Origin of the sequence: Natronomonas gomsonensis (assembly GCF_013391635.1) — an archaeon.
Lineage (GTDB): Archaea > Halobacteriota > Halobacteria > Halobacteriales > Haloarculaceae > Natronomonas > Natronomonas gomsonensis_A.
The window spans coordinates 1,544,512-1,557,490 of the sequence record NZ_JACAWU010000002.1 but is presented as its reverse complement, the minus strand read 5'-3'; the positions used below and the strand labels follow the sequence as shown (position 1 = coordinate 1,557,490).

The window sequence follows — 12,979 nt, the reverse complement described above, 5'->3', positions numbered from 1 at the left end:
ACTATGGCTACGAGAGACAAGACTTCCGAACGCGGCCGGATTCAGGTGACTGGGTTCGACGCCTCGATAGTGACCGAACGCGACGAACTCGTCGACTGGCAGGCGGCCGAGGGGTCGAAAAGCGGCACCAGCAGACGCGCGAAAGCGTGGTATCGGTTCAAACAGAACCGGTCGGCGTTCCTCGGCATCGGTATCCTCGCCTTCATGGTGTTCGTCGCGATCTTCGCACGACCCATAGAGGTCGCCGTCGCCGGGCAGTCGATACCCATCCAGCCGATTCAACTGGCCCCACACAGCACCGACACCAGCCTCATCGCGAGCAACACCCCGCCCAACGCCGAACACCCGTTCGGGACGACGCAACTCGGTCGCGACATCCTCTCGCAAGTGATGGTCGGCGCGCGCTTCAGCCTCTCTATCGGCGTCATCGCGGTCGGATTGGCCGTCCTCGTCGGCGTGCCGATGGGTGCTATCGCCGGCTACTACGGCGGCTGGGTCGACGAAGCCATCATGCGCGTCGTCGACGTTCTCTATGCGTTCCCCTTCCTCGTCCTCGCAATCGTCATCATCGCTATTCTCGGACAGGGCTTCTGGAAGATGATTCTCGCCCTCGTCATCGTCGGGTGGATCGGCTACGCGCGTCTCATCCGTGGTGAAATCCTCTCGGTGAAGGAAAACGAGTACGTGATGGCCGCGAAGGCGCTGGGCGCCCGTGACAGTTCCATCATCTTCAAACACATCGTCCCGAACGCGATGGCGCCGGTCATCGTCCAGGCGACGCTCAACGTCGGCACCATCGTCCTCGCGGCCGCCGCACTCGGGTTCCTCGGGTTGGGACTCCAGCCCGGCTCCCCCGAGTGGGGGACCATCCTCTCGGGCGGCCGTGACGCCGTCATCGCCGGCCGATGGTGGGTCACCGTCTTCCCGGGACTCGCTATCGTCTTCTTCGTGCTCGCGGTCAACCTCGTCGGCGACGGCGTCCGCGACGCGATGGACCCACAGGACACCGGTGGCGACACCGGCGGAGGGTTCCGCTGATGGCGCTGCTGGAAGTCGATGACCTTCGGACGCAGTTCTACACCGAGGACGGCGTCGTGCGGGCGGTCGACGGCCTGTCGTATCGTATCGAGCGTGGCGAGAAGTTCGGTATCGTCGGCGAATCGGGCGCCGGGAAGTCCGTCGCCTCGCTATCGTTGATGCGGCTCATCGACGACCCCGGTCGCGTCGCCGGCGGATCGATACGGTTCTACGAGGAGTCGACCGTCGAGCGCTTCGAACAGCAGTTCCCGAAGCGCGTCGTCGACGTGGCGGACCTTCGTGCGGAACACGACGTGACCGAACTCGTCGACCGACTGCTCGAGGAGGGCGTCGCGCCGTCGTCGATAGCCGACGACCGACTCGACGCCGACGCCGACGCGAAAACGGTGGTCAGAGACGGCGACGTCGGAATGCGTGACTTGGTCGATAGCCGCTACGGCGTCGACCTCGGTATCGTCGACGACGACGCCGTCGTCGTCCACGACGGCTCCGAACGCTACATCGAGATTACGCGCGCCGACGGCGAACCGTTGCGCCAACTCCGTGGGAACCACATCGCGATGATTTTCCAGGACCCACAGACGGCGCTCAACCCGGTGTACACCATCGGCGAGCAGATTTCCGAGGCCATCCGGACGCACATGGACCTCGATTCCGCCGCCGTCAAGGACCGCGCCATCGACATGCTCGACCAGGTCGGTATCCCCGACCCCGAGAGTCGATACGACAACTACCCCCACGAGTTCTCCGGCGGCATGCAGCAGCGGGCGGTCATCGCCGTCGCGCTGTCGTGTGACCCCGACCTCATCATCGCGGACGAGCCGACGACGGCGCTGGACGTGACCATCGAGGCCCAGATTCTCGAGCTGCTCGACGACTTGACGACCGAGACGGGAACCGCGATTCAGATGATTACCCACGACCTCGGCGTCGTGGCGGGCGTCTGTGACCGCGTGGCGGTGATGTACGCGGGCAAGCCGGTCGAAATCGCACCGGTCGAAGAGCTGTACTACGACCCGAAACACCCCTACACGGTCGGGCTGATGGGGTCGATTCCCCGCATCGGTGACGGCCGTGAACGACTCGACACCATCCCGGGAACGATGCCCGACCTCGTGCAGGTGCCGCCCGGCTGTAGTTTCCACCCGCGGTGTCCGTACGCCGAGGAGGCGTGTACGCGGAAAGAACCCGAACTCACGGCGGTCGACAGCGGGGACCGAGCGGACCCGGTCGAGGACGACGCCCACGCCGCGGCGTGTCTGGAGTACACCGGCGACCTCCAACAGGGCCTCGACTACGAGGTCCACGTCGGTGAGGGAATCGAGACGGGCGCCGGCAGCGAGACGACGGAGGAGAACCAATGAGTGCTGACGACCCCCTGATTCGAACGGAGAACCTCACGAAGTACTACTCGACGGAGAGCGGCTTCCTCGACCGACTGCTCGGCGAGGACAAGGACGTGAAAGCCGTCGACGGCGTCGACATCGAAATCAAGGAAGGCGAGACCCTCGGTTTGGTCGGCGAGTCGGGCTGTGGGAAGTCCTCGCTCGGTCGAACCCTGTTGCAACTGGAGGACGTCACCGCCGGGTCGGCGTACTACCGCGACGGCACCGAGGAGGTCGACCTCGCGGAGTTGTCCAACAGCGAGATGCGGGAGTACCGCAAGGATCTCCAGTTCATCTTCCAGAACCCGTTTGCGAGTTTGAACCCGCGGCTCACCATCGCCGACATCATCGGCGAACCGCTCGACGTTCACGGCATCGCCAGCGGCGACGAGCGACAGGAGCGCATCGAGGAACTGCTCGAAACCGTCGGGCTACAGGCCAGTCACGCCGGGCGGTATCCACACGAGTTCTCCGGGGGCCAGCGGCAGCGAATCGGTATCGCTCGGGCGCTGGCGGTCGACCCCGATTTCATCGTCTGTGACGAACCCGTCTCCGCGCTGGACGTGAGCGTTCAGGCCCAAATTCTCAACCTTCTCATGGACCTCCAAGAGGAGTTGGGCCTGTCGTATCTGTTCATCGCTCACGACCTCAGCGTCGTCGAGCACATCGCCGACCGCATCGCGGTGATGTATCTCGGCGAAATCGTCGAGGTCGGTACGCCCGAGGAGGTGTTCACCGAACCGCACCATCCCTACACCGAGGCGCTGCTGTCGGCCATCCCCGAACCGGACCCGCTGTGGGAGAGCGACCGCGTCCTGCTGAAGGGGACGGTCCCCTCGCCGATGGACCCGCCGTCGGGGTGTAAGTTCCACACCCGGTGTCCGCGGGTCATCCCGCCGGAGGGGATGGATATCGAGCAGGAGGCGTTCCGCTCTATCATGGACCTGCGGGTCCGAATCGCCGACCGTGAAGTTGGCACCGAGTACGCCTGGGAACAGGTCGAAGAGCGCAACCCCGAGTCGGACCGCGAGAAACTCCGCGAGGAGTTCGTCGCGGAACTCCGCGAGCAGGAACTCGACACCGAACCCGACGGGGTTCACCGCGAGCGGGTCGACGAGGCCATCGAACTCCTCGCCGAGGACGACTTCGAGGCCGCGGGCGAACTGCTCCGGAAACACTACGAGAGCGTCTGTGAGACCCGAGAACCGACGCTCGGCGACGGCGAGAACCCCAAGTCCTGTCATCTCTTCGACGTGGACGAAACCGGCGATATTCCCGAGGCCGAAGGCGACGCACGCGACGGCGCTATCGGCGCCGACGACTGACCGCGGTCCGTACGCTTTTGTTCGCTGCAGTGTTACTGCGGGTGGATGCGCCGCATCTACGAATCGCGGGCGCTGGAGTACGATGACGAAGACCCCTACGCTCCCAAGCGGACCTCCGACGACGAACGGTCGCGAAAACCCATCGATTGGGCGTCGGCCAGCCACGCCTTCGTTCCGATGCGACTCCGACCGCGAGCGGTCGGCGTTTCGGTCGAAACTGACCGACAGCGATACGAGACTGACGAGCCGGTTCGCTTTCGCGTGTCGTTCCGAAACCGGGTTCCGTTTCCCATCGCGCTGCGAACCGACTCGCCGGTCCGGTGGACGTGGAGTATCGATGGCGTCGACGAGGCCAGTCGCGTCACGAACCACCCCACTGAGGACAGCCTCTTTCGGTTTTCGCGCTCGGAGACGAAGACGTTCAAGCGGTCGTGGTCCCAACGGTTCCGGGAGTCTGCCCAACGCTGGGAACCCGCAGGCCCCGGGGAGTACTCACTGGCGGTTCGGGTCAACGTCCCGGACGCCGACGACAAGGGGCTGACCGCCGAAACGACGTTCACCATCGAGTAAAACGACCGAACGCCGTGGAGGCGTCCGCGAACTGTTCGTCTGCGGACCGAAACCGATTTTCCGGGGACGGTCGGAAGTACGAACGCGCGAGGGTGGCTGAGCCTGGCCAAAAGCGGCGGACTTAAGATCCGCTCCCGTAGGGGTCCGTGGGTTCGAATCCCTCCCCTCGCATAGCGAGACGCCGAGCAACGCGAGGCGTCTCGGAATAGTCGAACGGCGAGCGAAGCGAGCCGTGAGACCGTACTCCGTGAGGACGAATTATTTATCAATTGGTGCTATCCAGACGGGAGTATGACGCTGATTGAGCTATTCGGCGCAGCAGTCATCTCGCTCGTGATTGTCGTGGTTGGCACGTATCTGGGCGTCTTTCTGGCGCTTCGAGCGTTCTTTGGGGCGTCTTCTTGGCAGGAAGTCCCTCTGTCCGAAACTGACGGGGAGTGAACACGGGGACGGGACCGAATCGGCTGCTTCGAATTCCGAGGCAGCGACACGGCGAACTGCAGTATCGACCGTGCTGTGGAACGGACCAAACAGACACGTCCTCTCACGACGCCCTTTTGAGGCACAACGTCGTATCCGACTGCAATGACCGACGAACTTCCCGAGCGCGCCGTTCGGGCCTTCGAGGGCCACGAGGCCTTCGAGCGGGACGGCGAGTGGTTCGACGTGACGACGACGCGATTCGACGGACGGGCGACCGCCACCGAAACCGACGACTGGGACCTCCGGTATACGATAGAGGTCCGTGCGCCGATGTTATCGGCGGCGACGGAGGGGCCGGTCGGGTCGGCCGTTGAGGACGGGTGGTTCGAGACGTACGAACTCCGATTGGAGGACGCCGATATGGCGGTCCGACAGGACCTGAGTTTCGAGGACCAACGGGTCATCGAGGAATCCGGTGACGCCGTCGCGGTTTTCGAGTTCGAGTGGGGCAACGCCGACCACGCACCCGCGATGGTGAAGGCGATAGTCGAGTACGTCGAGGGGACGTACATGGAGGGAATCGTCCCGGGCTACGACTACGTCCAGCCGGTTTCGGAGATGCTCTCACAAGCACGGCAATCCGACGGCGACGGACAGGGTAGCGGTCCGATGCCGCTCTGAGGTCGGTTTCGGTTCGCGGTGTCGTTCACTTCCACTCCACCACCTGTGCCTTTTTAGCCGATGGCGGCCACAGCTACCGTATGTCCGATTTGGGCGACTTCGCCGACCACGACCCCGACGACGCCGGCGGGGAGGAGCCGGCCACCGACGAGGACGATTTCGAGGCCGTCTCGGTGACGCCGGTCGGTTCCGACAGGGGAATCGGGACGCTGTCGGCCTCTGAGGGGCTGGTCATCAGCGAGGACGACGACGAGACGCGGCTCAGAGCCTACATCACGGTCGCGAACCGCTCTTCGGTCCGCATCGGCAGTTACCTTATCGCCGCCTATCCTGACGGCGAACGGCTGTTCTGCCGTATCGTCGCACTGGAGTACGCCCAAGAGTTCCGCTCCGACGACGCGACGGAAATCCACGCCCGGCGAGCGATGCGCCGCGAGGAGGTCGACGAACAGGACTACAAGTTCATGGCGTCGCTCGAACCGGTCGCGGTGCTGTACTCGGAGGGCGGCGAACTCAAACGCCGAATGACCGACCGGGTTCCGAAACCGGAGACGGTCGTCCGACAAGCCGAGGACGACGAGGAAATCAAGACGGGGCTGAAAATCCCGTCCGAGGGCGTCTTCCTCGGGCACCTCTCGGTCGGCGGCGAGAAGGTCCGCACTGCGGCCGAACCGCCGACCATCGACTACCGCCTGAAAGACGACTACGAGGCCGGCGACCCACTCGTTTTCCGACACACACTCGTCGCTGGCGGGACGGGGTCGGGGAAGACCCACGCCGCGAAGAACGTCCTCCGACAGTATCTCTCCCAGGACCGCCGCTACCCCATCGAGGACGGCCGCGACGTGGCGCCCGCTGTCGTCCAGTTCGACCCCCAAGACGAGTACGCCCAGATGCACGACGACAACCCCACTATCGACGCCGACTACGAGCGGCGACTCGAACGGGAGGGCGTCGCCCACGGCGGCGTCGCGGACACGAAGGCGTTCGTCCCGACAGTTGGCGACGCGACGTACGCCGCCTCCCACCACCACGCCGAGCAGGTCGAGTTCACGATTCCGTTTTCGATGGTTCGGAACCGACCGTGGCTCATCGCCGGGTCGAAGCTCAACGACAACCAGTACGGGGCGTTGCAGTACCTTTTGAAGCGCTTCTTCGACCGGCACGGCTCCGGCGACACGTACAGTCAGTTCATGTCGTTCCTCGACGACCCGGCGCTGAAGGAGGAACTCGACGAGTCCGGTCGCGTCCACGAGGCCACCTTCGATGCGGTCCGGCGGCGGGCGTTCGGCTTCGACAACGTGTTCGACCAGGACGCCCGCCCGATTACCGACCTCGTACGGGAGTTCGTCCGCCCCGGTGGCCTGACGACGGTGCCGACCTATCACCTCAACGACTCGCGGGCGACTACGACGGTCGTCCTCGCCGTCGCCTCGCTGCTGGTCGACGAGAAACTGTCGAACGACCCCTCCTTCGAGCGCATCAAGGAGACGCCGCTCGTCTTGGGGATGGACGAGGCGCACAACTTCCTCACCGACGCCGACAGCGTCCAGGCCGACAAGGTCATCGGGAAGTTCTCCGAGGCCGCAAAGCAGGGCCGCAAGGAGCGGCTCGGCCTGTTTCTCATCACGCAGGACCCTCAAGACATCGCCGACCCAATCTTCAAGCAGGTGAACACGACGGTCGTGCTCAACCTCGGTGACGAAGACGCCATCAAGGCCGTCAACATCCCCTCGAACCTCGAAGGGAAGGTGCCGTACATGGAGAAGGGACAGATGGTCGTCTACTCGCCCGATAACTCCGAACCGGTCGAACTAATCGGCCTTCCGAAGTGTCTGACTCGCCACGGGCGAGACTGACCTTTATCACCGGTGCCGTCGTCGGTTCTCGTATGCGTGTCCTAGTGCCGATGGACGGTTCCGAGCAGTCGTGGCGAGCCTTCGAGTACGCGGCCGAGCAGTTCCCCGAGGAGACCATCGTCTGTCTGCGGGTCATCGACCCGGTACAGGCGGGGTACGGCATCGGTGTCGGCGAGGCCGCGGCGGCCGGGGAGTGGCTCGAGGCTCAACAGGAAGCGGCCGAGCGGATGTTCGAAGATGTCGAGGAACGCGCCGAGGAAGCCGGCGTCACCGTCGAGACGACAACCGAAACCGGTCGGCCCGTCCGCTCTATCACCGATGTCGCTGAGGACTGCGACCACGTCGTCATCGGGAGCCACGGTCGGGAGGGAGTGTCCCGAATCTTGCTTGGCAGCGTCGCCGAGAGCGTGGTCCGCCGGTCGCCGGTGCCCGTGACGGTCGTTCGGTAATCGCTGCTAGCATCCGCGAGCGCCGGAGGCGCGAGCGGTTCACGGTGACGAGCGAAGCGAGTCGCCGCCTTTTTCATCGAAGTTTTTGCGCCGAGCGGTTGCGGGCCTGCGGCCCGCAACCCGAGGCGTAAAAAGTTCGGCTTAGAAAATATTCGCCTGCTGGTACACCGAAATCCCGTCGCCCGTGATTTCGTAGGGTTTCGTCTCTCGGGAGTGGTTGGCGTTCCGTATCTTCTGAATCTCGACGGCGAGTCGGGTTTCGCGGAACTCCGAGCGGACGTACTGGAGGACGAACACGCCGTCGGTGAGGTATTCGATGATGCCGTGGCGGGAGGCGTAGGGGTTGCCCTCGCTGGCTTCGCTGGTCAGCATCGTAGTGACGCCAGCCTTCTTCAGTGACCGGGTGAAGTCGAACACCTCGGTACGGCGCTCGGCTTGGTTGTCGTACATCATCTCCAGCAGCGATACGGAGTCGAGAACGAGTCGCTGGGCGTCGAACTCGTCGACGAGTCGGGGGAGGTCACCGCGGATGGAGGCGAGACTGTTGGCCATCTCGATGGGGTCCAAATCGACGATGGCGAGTTTGTCGTCCTCGATGTACTCGTCGAAGGGCCATCCCTTCTCGGTTGCGGCCTGTACGACGGCTTCCTTGTCTTCTTCGAGCGTGATGTAGATGGCTTTCTCACCGTCTTCGATGCCGCGCTGGAGGAACTGGAGGCCGAACGTGGTTTTCCCGGTCCCGGCGGCGCCCATGACCACGAGCAGCGACCGTTCGGGAACGCCGCCCTGAATCATGTCGTCGAGTCCCTCGATGCCGAGATCGAGGCGGGGAATCTCGGATTCGAACTCCTCCTCGAAGCCGTCGCCGTCGCCGCCTTCGAAGGCGGTCGCGAAGTCGTCCTCGAACAGTTCGTCGTCGCCGTCCTCGAACGGTTCGTCGCTGGCGCTCTCGAACCAGTCGTCTTCGTCGCTCATGTTCGCCCCCGCGACTCACGCATACATCAGCGTGTTATTTCGCTACAACGTTAATGTTACCCGTCGAATCGCAGTCCGTGGGGCTTTTTGTCGTCGGGTGGCGAAGCACCGCCGATGCACGTCGGCGTCGTCGCCCAACAGGACAACCCCCGGGCCGCCGAGCTCGCCGACCGGATACGCCGAAACGCCGACGCCTCGGTTTCGCTGGACGCGGCGACGGCGGCAAGCCTCGACCGCGAGGGGATGGCCGTCGGCGAGTTCGTCGACTGTGACCTCGTCGTCTCCATCGGTGGCGATGGAACGTTCCTGTTTGCCGCCCGCGAGGTGACGCCGACGCCCGTCATGGGCGTCAATCTCGGCGAGGTCGGCTTCCTCAATGCGGTTTCGCCCGAAGAGGCCGTCGAGACCGTCAAGCGTGAGGTCGAGCGGTTCGAGAGCGGTGACCGAACGTACCAGGAACTGCCGCAGGTCCAGGCCGAAGGCGAGGGGTGGTCGCTGCCGGCAGCGGTCAACGAGGTGTCGATTCTCGGGCCACAGCGCGGCCGAAACAACGGTGTCGGCATCGAGGTGCGCGTCGACGGACAGCTGTACTCCGGGAGCCGAGCCGACGGCGTGTTGGTGTCGACGCCGACCGGGTCGACGGCGTACAACCTCAGCGAGGGCGGGCCGTTGGTCCACCCCGACGTGGCGACGCTCGTCGTCACCGAGATGTGTGCGGAGGGGCCGATGCCCTCCCTCGCCGCGCCGCTGGACGCCGACATCGTCGTCCGAGTCGAGGAGGCCGACCACGCCTTCGTCGTCGCCGACGGCCGAACACGAGAGCGGGTCGACCCGCCGACGAACGTCCGACTGCGCCGCGCCGACGACCCCGTCAGAATCGCGGGACCGCCGCTGGAGTTCTTCACCGCACTCGGGAAACTGGAGTAGCGGCAACCGACCGAATGCCCCTTTCGAAAGCCCTAACGGCGTCCCCGACGTTTTAAGTACCAATGAGTCAGCAGCTGCCGGACGTACAGGCGTCGAGTCCCGACGTGAGCGTCGGTCTCAACCGCGTGGGCGTGACCGGCGTCGAGAAACTCGTGAAACTCCACCGCGAGGAGGACCGTCCCATCGTGTTGATGGCGGAGTTCGAGGTGTTCGTCGACCTGCCGAGTTGGCGGAAAGGCGCCGACATGAGCCGGAACATGGAGGTCGTCGACGAGATGCTGGAGGAGGCCGTCTCCGAACCGGCGATGCGCGTCGAGGACGTCTGCGGCGACGTGGCCGAACGCCTGCTCGAAAAACACGACTACACGACGAAAGCCGAGGTGCGGATGGAGGCGGAGTACATGATTCGTGAGGAGACACCGGCGACGAATCGGCCGACGCAGGCGACGGCGGACATCATCGCTTCGGCGACCGCCACCGAGGACGGCACCCGCGAGGAAATCGGCTGTCACGTCGTCGGCATGACGGTGTGTCCCTGCTCGCAGGGCATGAGCGAATCACGCGCTCGCGACGTACTCGCCGACCTCGATGTCGACCGCGAGACGGTCGATGCGTTCCTCGAGGAGGTTCCCCAACCCGGTCACTCCCAGCGCGGCCACGCGACGTTGACCGTCGAGACCGCGGGCGATCCGAGCGTCGACCTCAACCGACTCATCGAGGTAGCCCGTGACTCGATGAGTGCACGCATCTACAACCTCGCCAAGCGCCCCGACGAGGACCACATGACCTTCGAGAGCCACAGCGACGCGAAGTTCGTCGAGGACTGCGTCCGCGCGATGGCCGACGGACTGGTCGAAGCGTATCCGGACCTCCCCGACGACGCCGTCGTCTACATGGAACAGTCCAACGACGAGTCCATCCACCAGCACAACGCCCACGCCGAGCGAGTCGCCGAATTCGGCCAACTGAAGGCGGAAGTCAACGGCGACTGACCGGCCTCACTCCGCTCGCGGAAGTCGCACCGTCACGCAGTTGCCGCAGTCGGGGACGTACTCGAACTCGAGCGTGCCGTCCGAGAGGTCGACTATCCAGTAGACCAGCCACAGGCCGAGACCGGTGCCGTGATACAGGTCGCTTGGCTCTTCGTCGCCGAACAGCGGCTCGAACTCATTTCGAGGAATCGGTGAGGCGTTGTCGAGGATTTTCAGGACGACGCACTCCGATTCGACGTGGAGTTCGGCCTCGATCTCCGGTGGACCGTCGGCGTGTCTGATCGCGTTTTCGAGCAACTCGTGGACGGCGCGGTCGATCTCCGGTAGCGAGACGACTTCGGCCGAGGCGGGCGTATCGGCGGTGATGGTGGCCTCCGGCCCCACCTCCGCTCCGAACTCCTCGACTTTGGCCCGGAGGGTCGAAGCGAGGTCGACGCGCCCCACGTCGCCGACCCCGACGAGCACGTCGACGATTTCCCGCTCCTTATCGGCGGTTTCGAGTAGTTTCCACCCCGTCTCCAGTATCGTCTCCATCCCCTCCACGACCGTCCCGTCGGCCCGTTTCCGTGCCAACTCCGCGTGCCCGAGGATGACGTTCATGTCGTTGCGGAGGTTGTGTCGGAGGAGGTTGTCCATCACCTGTAGTTGCCGTTCCCGGCGGCGGCGGTCGGTGACGTCCCGTGCGAAGCCGACGATGCGGGCGACCGAACCGTTCTCGACGACGGGGCGTGCCTGCACCCAGACCCACCGACGATACCCCTTCTCGGGGTTCACGCGGTACTCCATGGCTCGCGGGGTCCCGTTCGAGAGTTGGTGCATTCCCTCGACGACGCGGTCCCTGTCGTCCGGGTGGATGCCGTCGAGGAAGCTCGTCGGGTCTGCCTTGACGCGTTCGACTGACATCCCCCAGAGGTCCTCGAAGGCGTCGTTGACGAACAGCAACTCGCTCCAGTCCTCGGAGAACGTCCACAGCACGTCGTCGGTGTTCGCCGCGAGTTCCTCGAGTCGAATCTCGGTCTCGCGCTGCCGGCGTTCGGCCCGCTTGCGGTCGGTAATGTCGCGGGAACTGACGACGTAGCCGCCGAGCGTCGAGTCGGCGTGATTCTCGACGCGGCTCTCCAGCCACACCCACGAGCCATCCTTGGCCTGGTGGCGGTATTCGATGGTCTCGATGTCGTCGACGGCTCCCTCGAGCAGTCGACTGAAGGCCTCCCGAACGTCCTCGCGGTCGTCAGGGTGCATGTATCCGAAGGTGTTGGTCCCGACGAACTCCTCGGGTGAGTACCCCAACAGTCGTTCGACGGCGGCGTTGACGTACCGATACACGCCGTTCTCGTCGACGACGACGATTTTGTCTTGGGCGTGGTCGAGGAGAGCTTTCAGTTTCTCGGGGTCGTCCATTCGGTCCTTCCCGAGGGTTCGACACCGAGACGGAAGTTCGTTCCGGCTGTTTCGAGTGGAAAGTTGTGTCCGTCGACCCGAACGACTAGAACGCCAACTCCTCGGCTTTCTCCCACCGGGGCTCGAATTCGGTGCGAACGTTCCCGGCGAACTCGCGGTCTTTGAGGTCTATCATGGCGAACACCTCTTGGCTCTTCAGCGGGTGCGGCACCTCGATGACGACCTCGTTCTCGTCGACGAGGGTGAACGTTCCGGAGACGTTCTCGCTGGTTCGGACGGAAAAGGCGTCGTGTTCCGTCAGCGAACTCCGGTAGCGTTCGCCGATGGACTCCGGAAGGATGGGAACGAGGTCGGGCCGCATCAGCAACTGTACGTCGACGCCGCGGTCGAGTGCCTCGCTCAACTCGTCGACGATGAGCGTGCCGACCTTGTCGATGTCGAAGAACTGCTCGGTGTACGTCGACAGTACCATCACGACCCTCGAATCGGCCGCGGAGAGTCGTTCGACGAGGAGGTCGACGGTCTCCTCGGGGCCGACGGCGGCGGTCCAGAAGGTCTCCTCGACCGGTTCGGCGGTTTCGAGTTCGCCGGTGAGTTCGTCGACGATGTCCTCGTACTGGCTGGCCTTCTCGTTGAGCTCGCGCTTCTTGTCGTCCAAAAGGCGGTCGAGTGCGGTCGTCGGCTCGACGGCGACGTACTTCTTCGGACGCGAAGCCGACTGCGAGCGGACGAGGTTGTACTGCTCGATGCTGTTGAGCACGTCGTAAATCCGGCCCATCGGGACGTCGCTGACCCGTGACAACTCTTTGGCGGTTGTGGGTCCGGTTTTCAGCAGTGCTCGGTACGCCCGAGCCTCGTACTCCGACAACCCGAGGTCTCTGAGACTTGCCATTACTCGCATCTCACCCTCGGGGGATATAAACACATCGTAAGTTTAGGAACGGTTGGAGTTGT

At 64.3% G+C, this 12,979-nt stretch carries 13 protein-coding genes and 1 tRNA gene; 11 read left to right on the top strand and 3 right to left on the bottom strand.

The genetic code is table 11. The features are described 5' to 3' along the window. The first annotated feature begins 3 nt into the window (after positions 1–3). The 9 genes from HWX69_RS16560 (at position 4) to HWX69_RS16520 (ending at position 7,730) form a co-directional block, all read left to right on the top strand. Complete coding sequence (locus tag HWX69_RS16560) at positions 4–1,038, top strand: ABC transporter permease (protein WP_178918142.1); 1,035 nt, start codon at positions 4–6, stop codon at positions 1,036–1,038. Further along, the gene (locus HWX69_RS16555) at positions 1,038–2,402 is read left to right on the top strand and encodes an ABC transporter ATP-binding protein (protein ID WP_178918141.1); all 1,365 of its coding nucleotides are present in this window, start codon (positions 1,038–1,040) and stop codon (positions 2,400–2,402) included. Before HWX69_RS16560 ends, HWX69_RS16555 begins: the two co-directional genes overlap by 1 nt. Then, positions 2,399–3,748 carry an ABC transporter ATP-binding protein gene (locus HWX69_RS16550; protein WP_178918140.1) on the top strand — a complete coding sequence of 450 codons (1,350 nt, stop codon included), beginning with the start codon at positions 2,399–2,401 and terminating at the stop codon, positions 3,746–3,748. The genes HWX69_RS16555 and HWX69_RS16550 overlap by 4 nt, the downstream gene beginning before the upstream one ends. 45 nt (positions 3,749–3,793) lie before the next feature. Next, entirely contained in the window at positions 3,794–4,318 is a 525-nt protein-coding gene (locus tag HWX69_RS16545) for a hypothetical protein (RefSeq protein WP_178918139.1), read from the top strand. An 86-nt stretch (positions 4,319–4,404) separates the two neighbouring features. Beyond that, positions 4,405–4,489: transfer RNA gene (locus HWX69_RS16540), tRNA-Leu, on the top strand. A 120-nt stretch (positions 4,490–4,609) separates the two neighbouring features. Further along, the gene (locus HWX69_RS16535; protein ID WP_178918138.1) at positions 4,610–4,759 is read left to right on the top strand and encodes a hypothetical protein; all 150 of its coding nucleotides are present in this window, start codon (positions 4,610–4,612) and stop codon (positions 4,757–4,759) included. A gap of 144 nt (positions 4,760–4,903) precedes the next feature. Next, positions 4,904–5,422: a DUF5813 family protein gene (locus HWX69_RS16530; protein WP_178918137.1), complete on the top strand. Its 519-nt coding sequence runs from the start codon at positions 4,904–4,906 to the stop codon at positions 5,420–5,422. 80 nt (positions 5,423–5,502) lie between these two features. Continuing rightward, positions 5,503–7,281, top strand: a complete 1,779-nt coding sequence (locus HWX69_RS16525; RefSeq protein ID WP_178918136.1) for an ATP-binding protein — start codon at positions 5,503–5,505, stop codon at positions 7,279–7,281. A gap of 32 nt (positions 7,282–7,313) precedes the next feature. Then, positions 7,314–7,730 carry a universal stress protein gene (locus HWX69_RS16520; RefSeq protein ID WP_178918135.1) on the top strand — a complete coding sequence of 139 codons (417 nt, stop codon included), beginning with the start codon at positions 7,314–7,316 and terminating at the stop codon, positions 7,728–7,730. Positions 7,731–7,871: 141 nt separating this feature from the next. On the opposite strand, the gene HWX69_RS16515 is transcribed toward HWX69_RS16520, so the two are convergent. Further along, a complete protein-coding gene (locus HWX69_RS16515; protein WP_178918134.1) occupies positions 7,872–8,705 on the bottom strand; it encodes a KaiC domain-containing protein in 834 nt (277 codons plus the stop codon). Positions 8,706–8,819: 114 nt separating this feature from the next. On the opposite strand from HWX69_RS16515, the gene HWX69_RS16510 reads away from it, so the two are divergent. Further along, the gene (locus HWX69_RS16510; protein ID WP_178918133.1) at positions 8,820–9,632 is read left to right on the top strand and encodes an NAD(+)/NADH kinase; all 813 of its coding nucleotides are present in this window, start codon (positions 8,820–8,822) and stop codon (positions 9,630–9,632) included. A 62-nt stretch (positions 9,633–9,694) separates the two neighbouring features. Next, a complete protein-coding gene (gene mptA, locus HWX69_RS16505; protein WP_178918132.1) occupies positions 9,695–10,624 on the top strand; it encodes a GTP cyclohydrolase MptA in 930 nt (309 codons plus the stop codon). A 6-nt stretch (positions 10,625–10,630) separates the two neighbouring features. Here mptA and HWX69_RS16500 read toward each other — a convergent pair whose 3' ends face one another. Both HWX69_RS16500 and HWX69_RS16495 read right to left on the bottom strand, forming a co-directional pair. Next, positions 10,631–12,025 carry a PAS domain S-box protein gene (locus tag HWX69_RS16500; RefSeq protein ID WP_178918131.1) on the bottom strand — a complete coding sequence of 465 codons (1,395 nt, stop codon included), beginning with the start codon at positions 12,023–12,025 and terminating at the stop codon, positions 10,631–10,633. 85 nt (positions 12,026–12,110) lie between these two features. Beyond that, complete coding sequence (locus tag HWX69_RS16495; RefSeq protein ID WP_178918130.1) at positions 12,111–12,917, bottom strand: TrmB family transcriptional regulator; 807 nt, start codon at positions 12,915–12,917, stop codon at positions 12,111–12,113. Between the last annotated feature and the right edge of the window lie 62 nt (positions 12,918–12,979).

What these genes read in the sequence shown, in the direction of transcription:
- HWX69_RS16560 (WP_178918142.1), top strand. Translation starts at nt 4, where the DNA reads ATGGCTACGAGAGACAAGACTTCCGAACGCGGCCGGATTCAGGTGACT.
- HWX69_RS16555 (WP_178918141.1), top strand. Translation starts at nt 1,038, where the DNA reads ATGGCGCTGCTGGAAGTCGATGACCTTCGGACGCAGTTCTACACCGAG.
- HWX69_RS16550 (WP_178918140.1), top strand. Translation starts at nt 2,399, where the DNA reads ATGAGTGCTGACGACCCCCTGATTCGAACGGAGAACCTCACGAAGTAC.
- HWX69_RS16545 (WP_178918139.1), top strand. Translation starts at nt 3,794, where the DNA reads ATGCGCCGCATCTACGAATCGCGGGCGCTGGAGTACGATGACGAAGAC.
- HWX69_RS16535 (WP_178918138.1), top strand. Translation starts at nt 4,610, where the DNA reads ATGACGCTGATTGAGCTATTCGGCGCAGCAGTCATCTCGCTCGTGATT.
- HWX69_RS16530 (WP_178918137.1), top strand. Translation starts at nt 4,904, where the DNA reads ATGACCGACGAACTTCCCGAGCGCGCCGTTCGGGCCTTCGAGGGCCAC.
- HWX69_RS16525 (WP_178918136.1), top strand. Translation starts at nt 5,503, where the DNA reads ATGTCCGATTTGGGCGACTTCGCCGACCACGACCCCGACGACGCCGGC.
- HWX69_RS16520 (WP_178918135.1), top strand. Translation starts at nt 7,314, where the DNA reads ATGCGTGTCCTAGTGCCGATGGACGGTTCCGAGCAGTCGTGGCGAGCC.
- HWX69_RS16515 (WP_178918134.1), bottom strand. Translation starts at nt 8,705, where the DNA reads ATGAGCGACGAAGACGACTGGTTCGAGAGCGCCAGCGACGAACCGTTC.
- HWX69_RS16510 (WP_178918133.1), top strand. Translation starts at nt 8,820, where the DNA reads ATGCACGTCGGCGTCGTCGCCCAACAGGACAACCCCCGGGCCGCCGAG.
- mptA (WP_178918132.1), top strand. Translation starts at nt 9,695, where the DNA reads ATGAGTCAGCAGCTGCCGGACGTACAGGCGTCGAGTCCCGACGTGAGC.
- HWX69_RS16500 (WP_178918131.1), bottom strand. Translation starts at nt 12,025, where the DNA reads ATGGACGACCCCGAGAAACTGAAAGCTCTCCTCGACCACGCCCAAGAC.
- HWX69_RS16495 (WP_178918130.1), bottom strand. Translation starts at nt 12,917, where the DNA reads ATGGCAAGTCTCAGAGACCTCGGGTTGTCGGAGTACGAGGCTCGGGCG.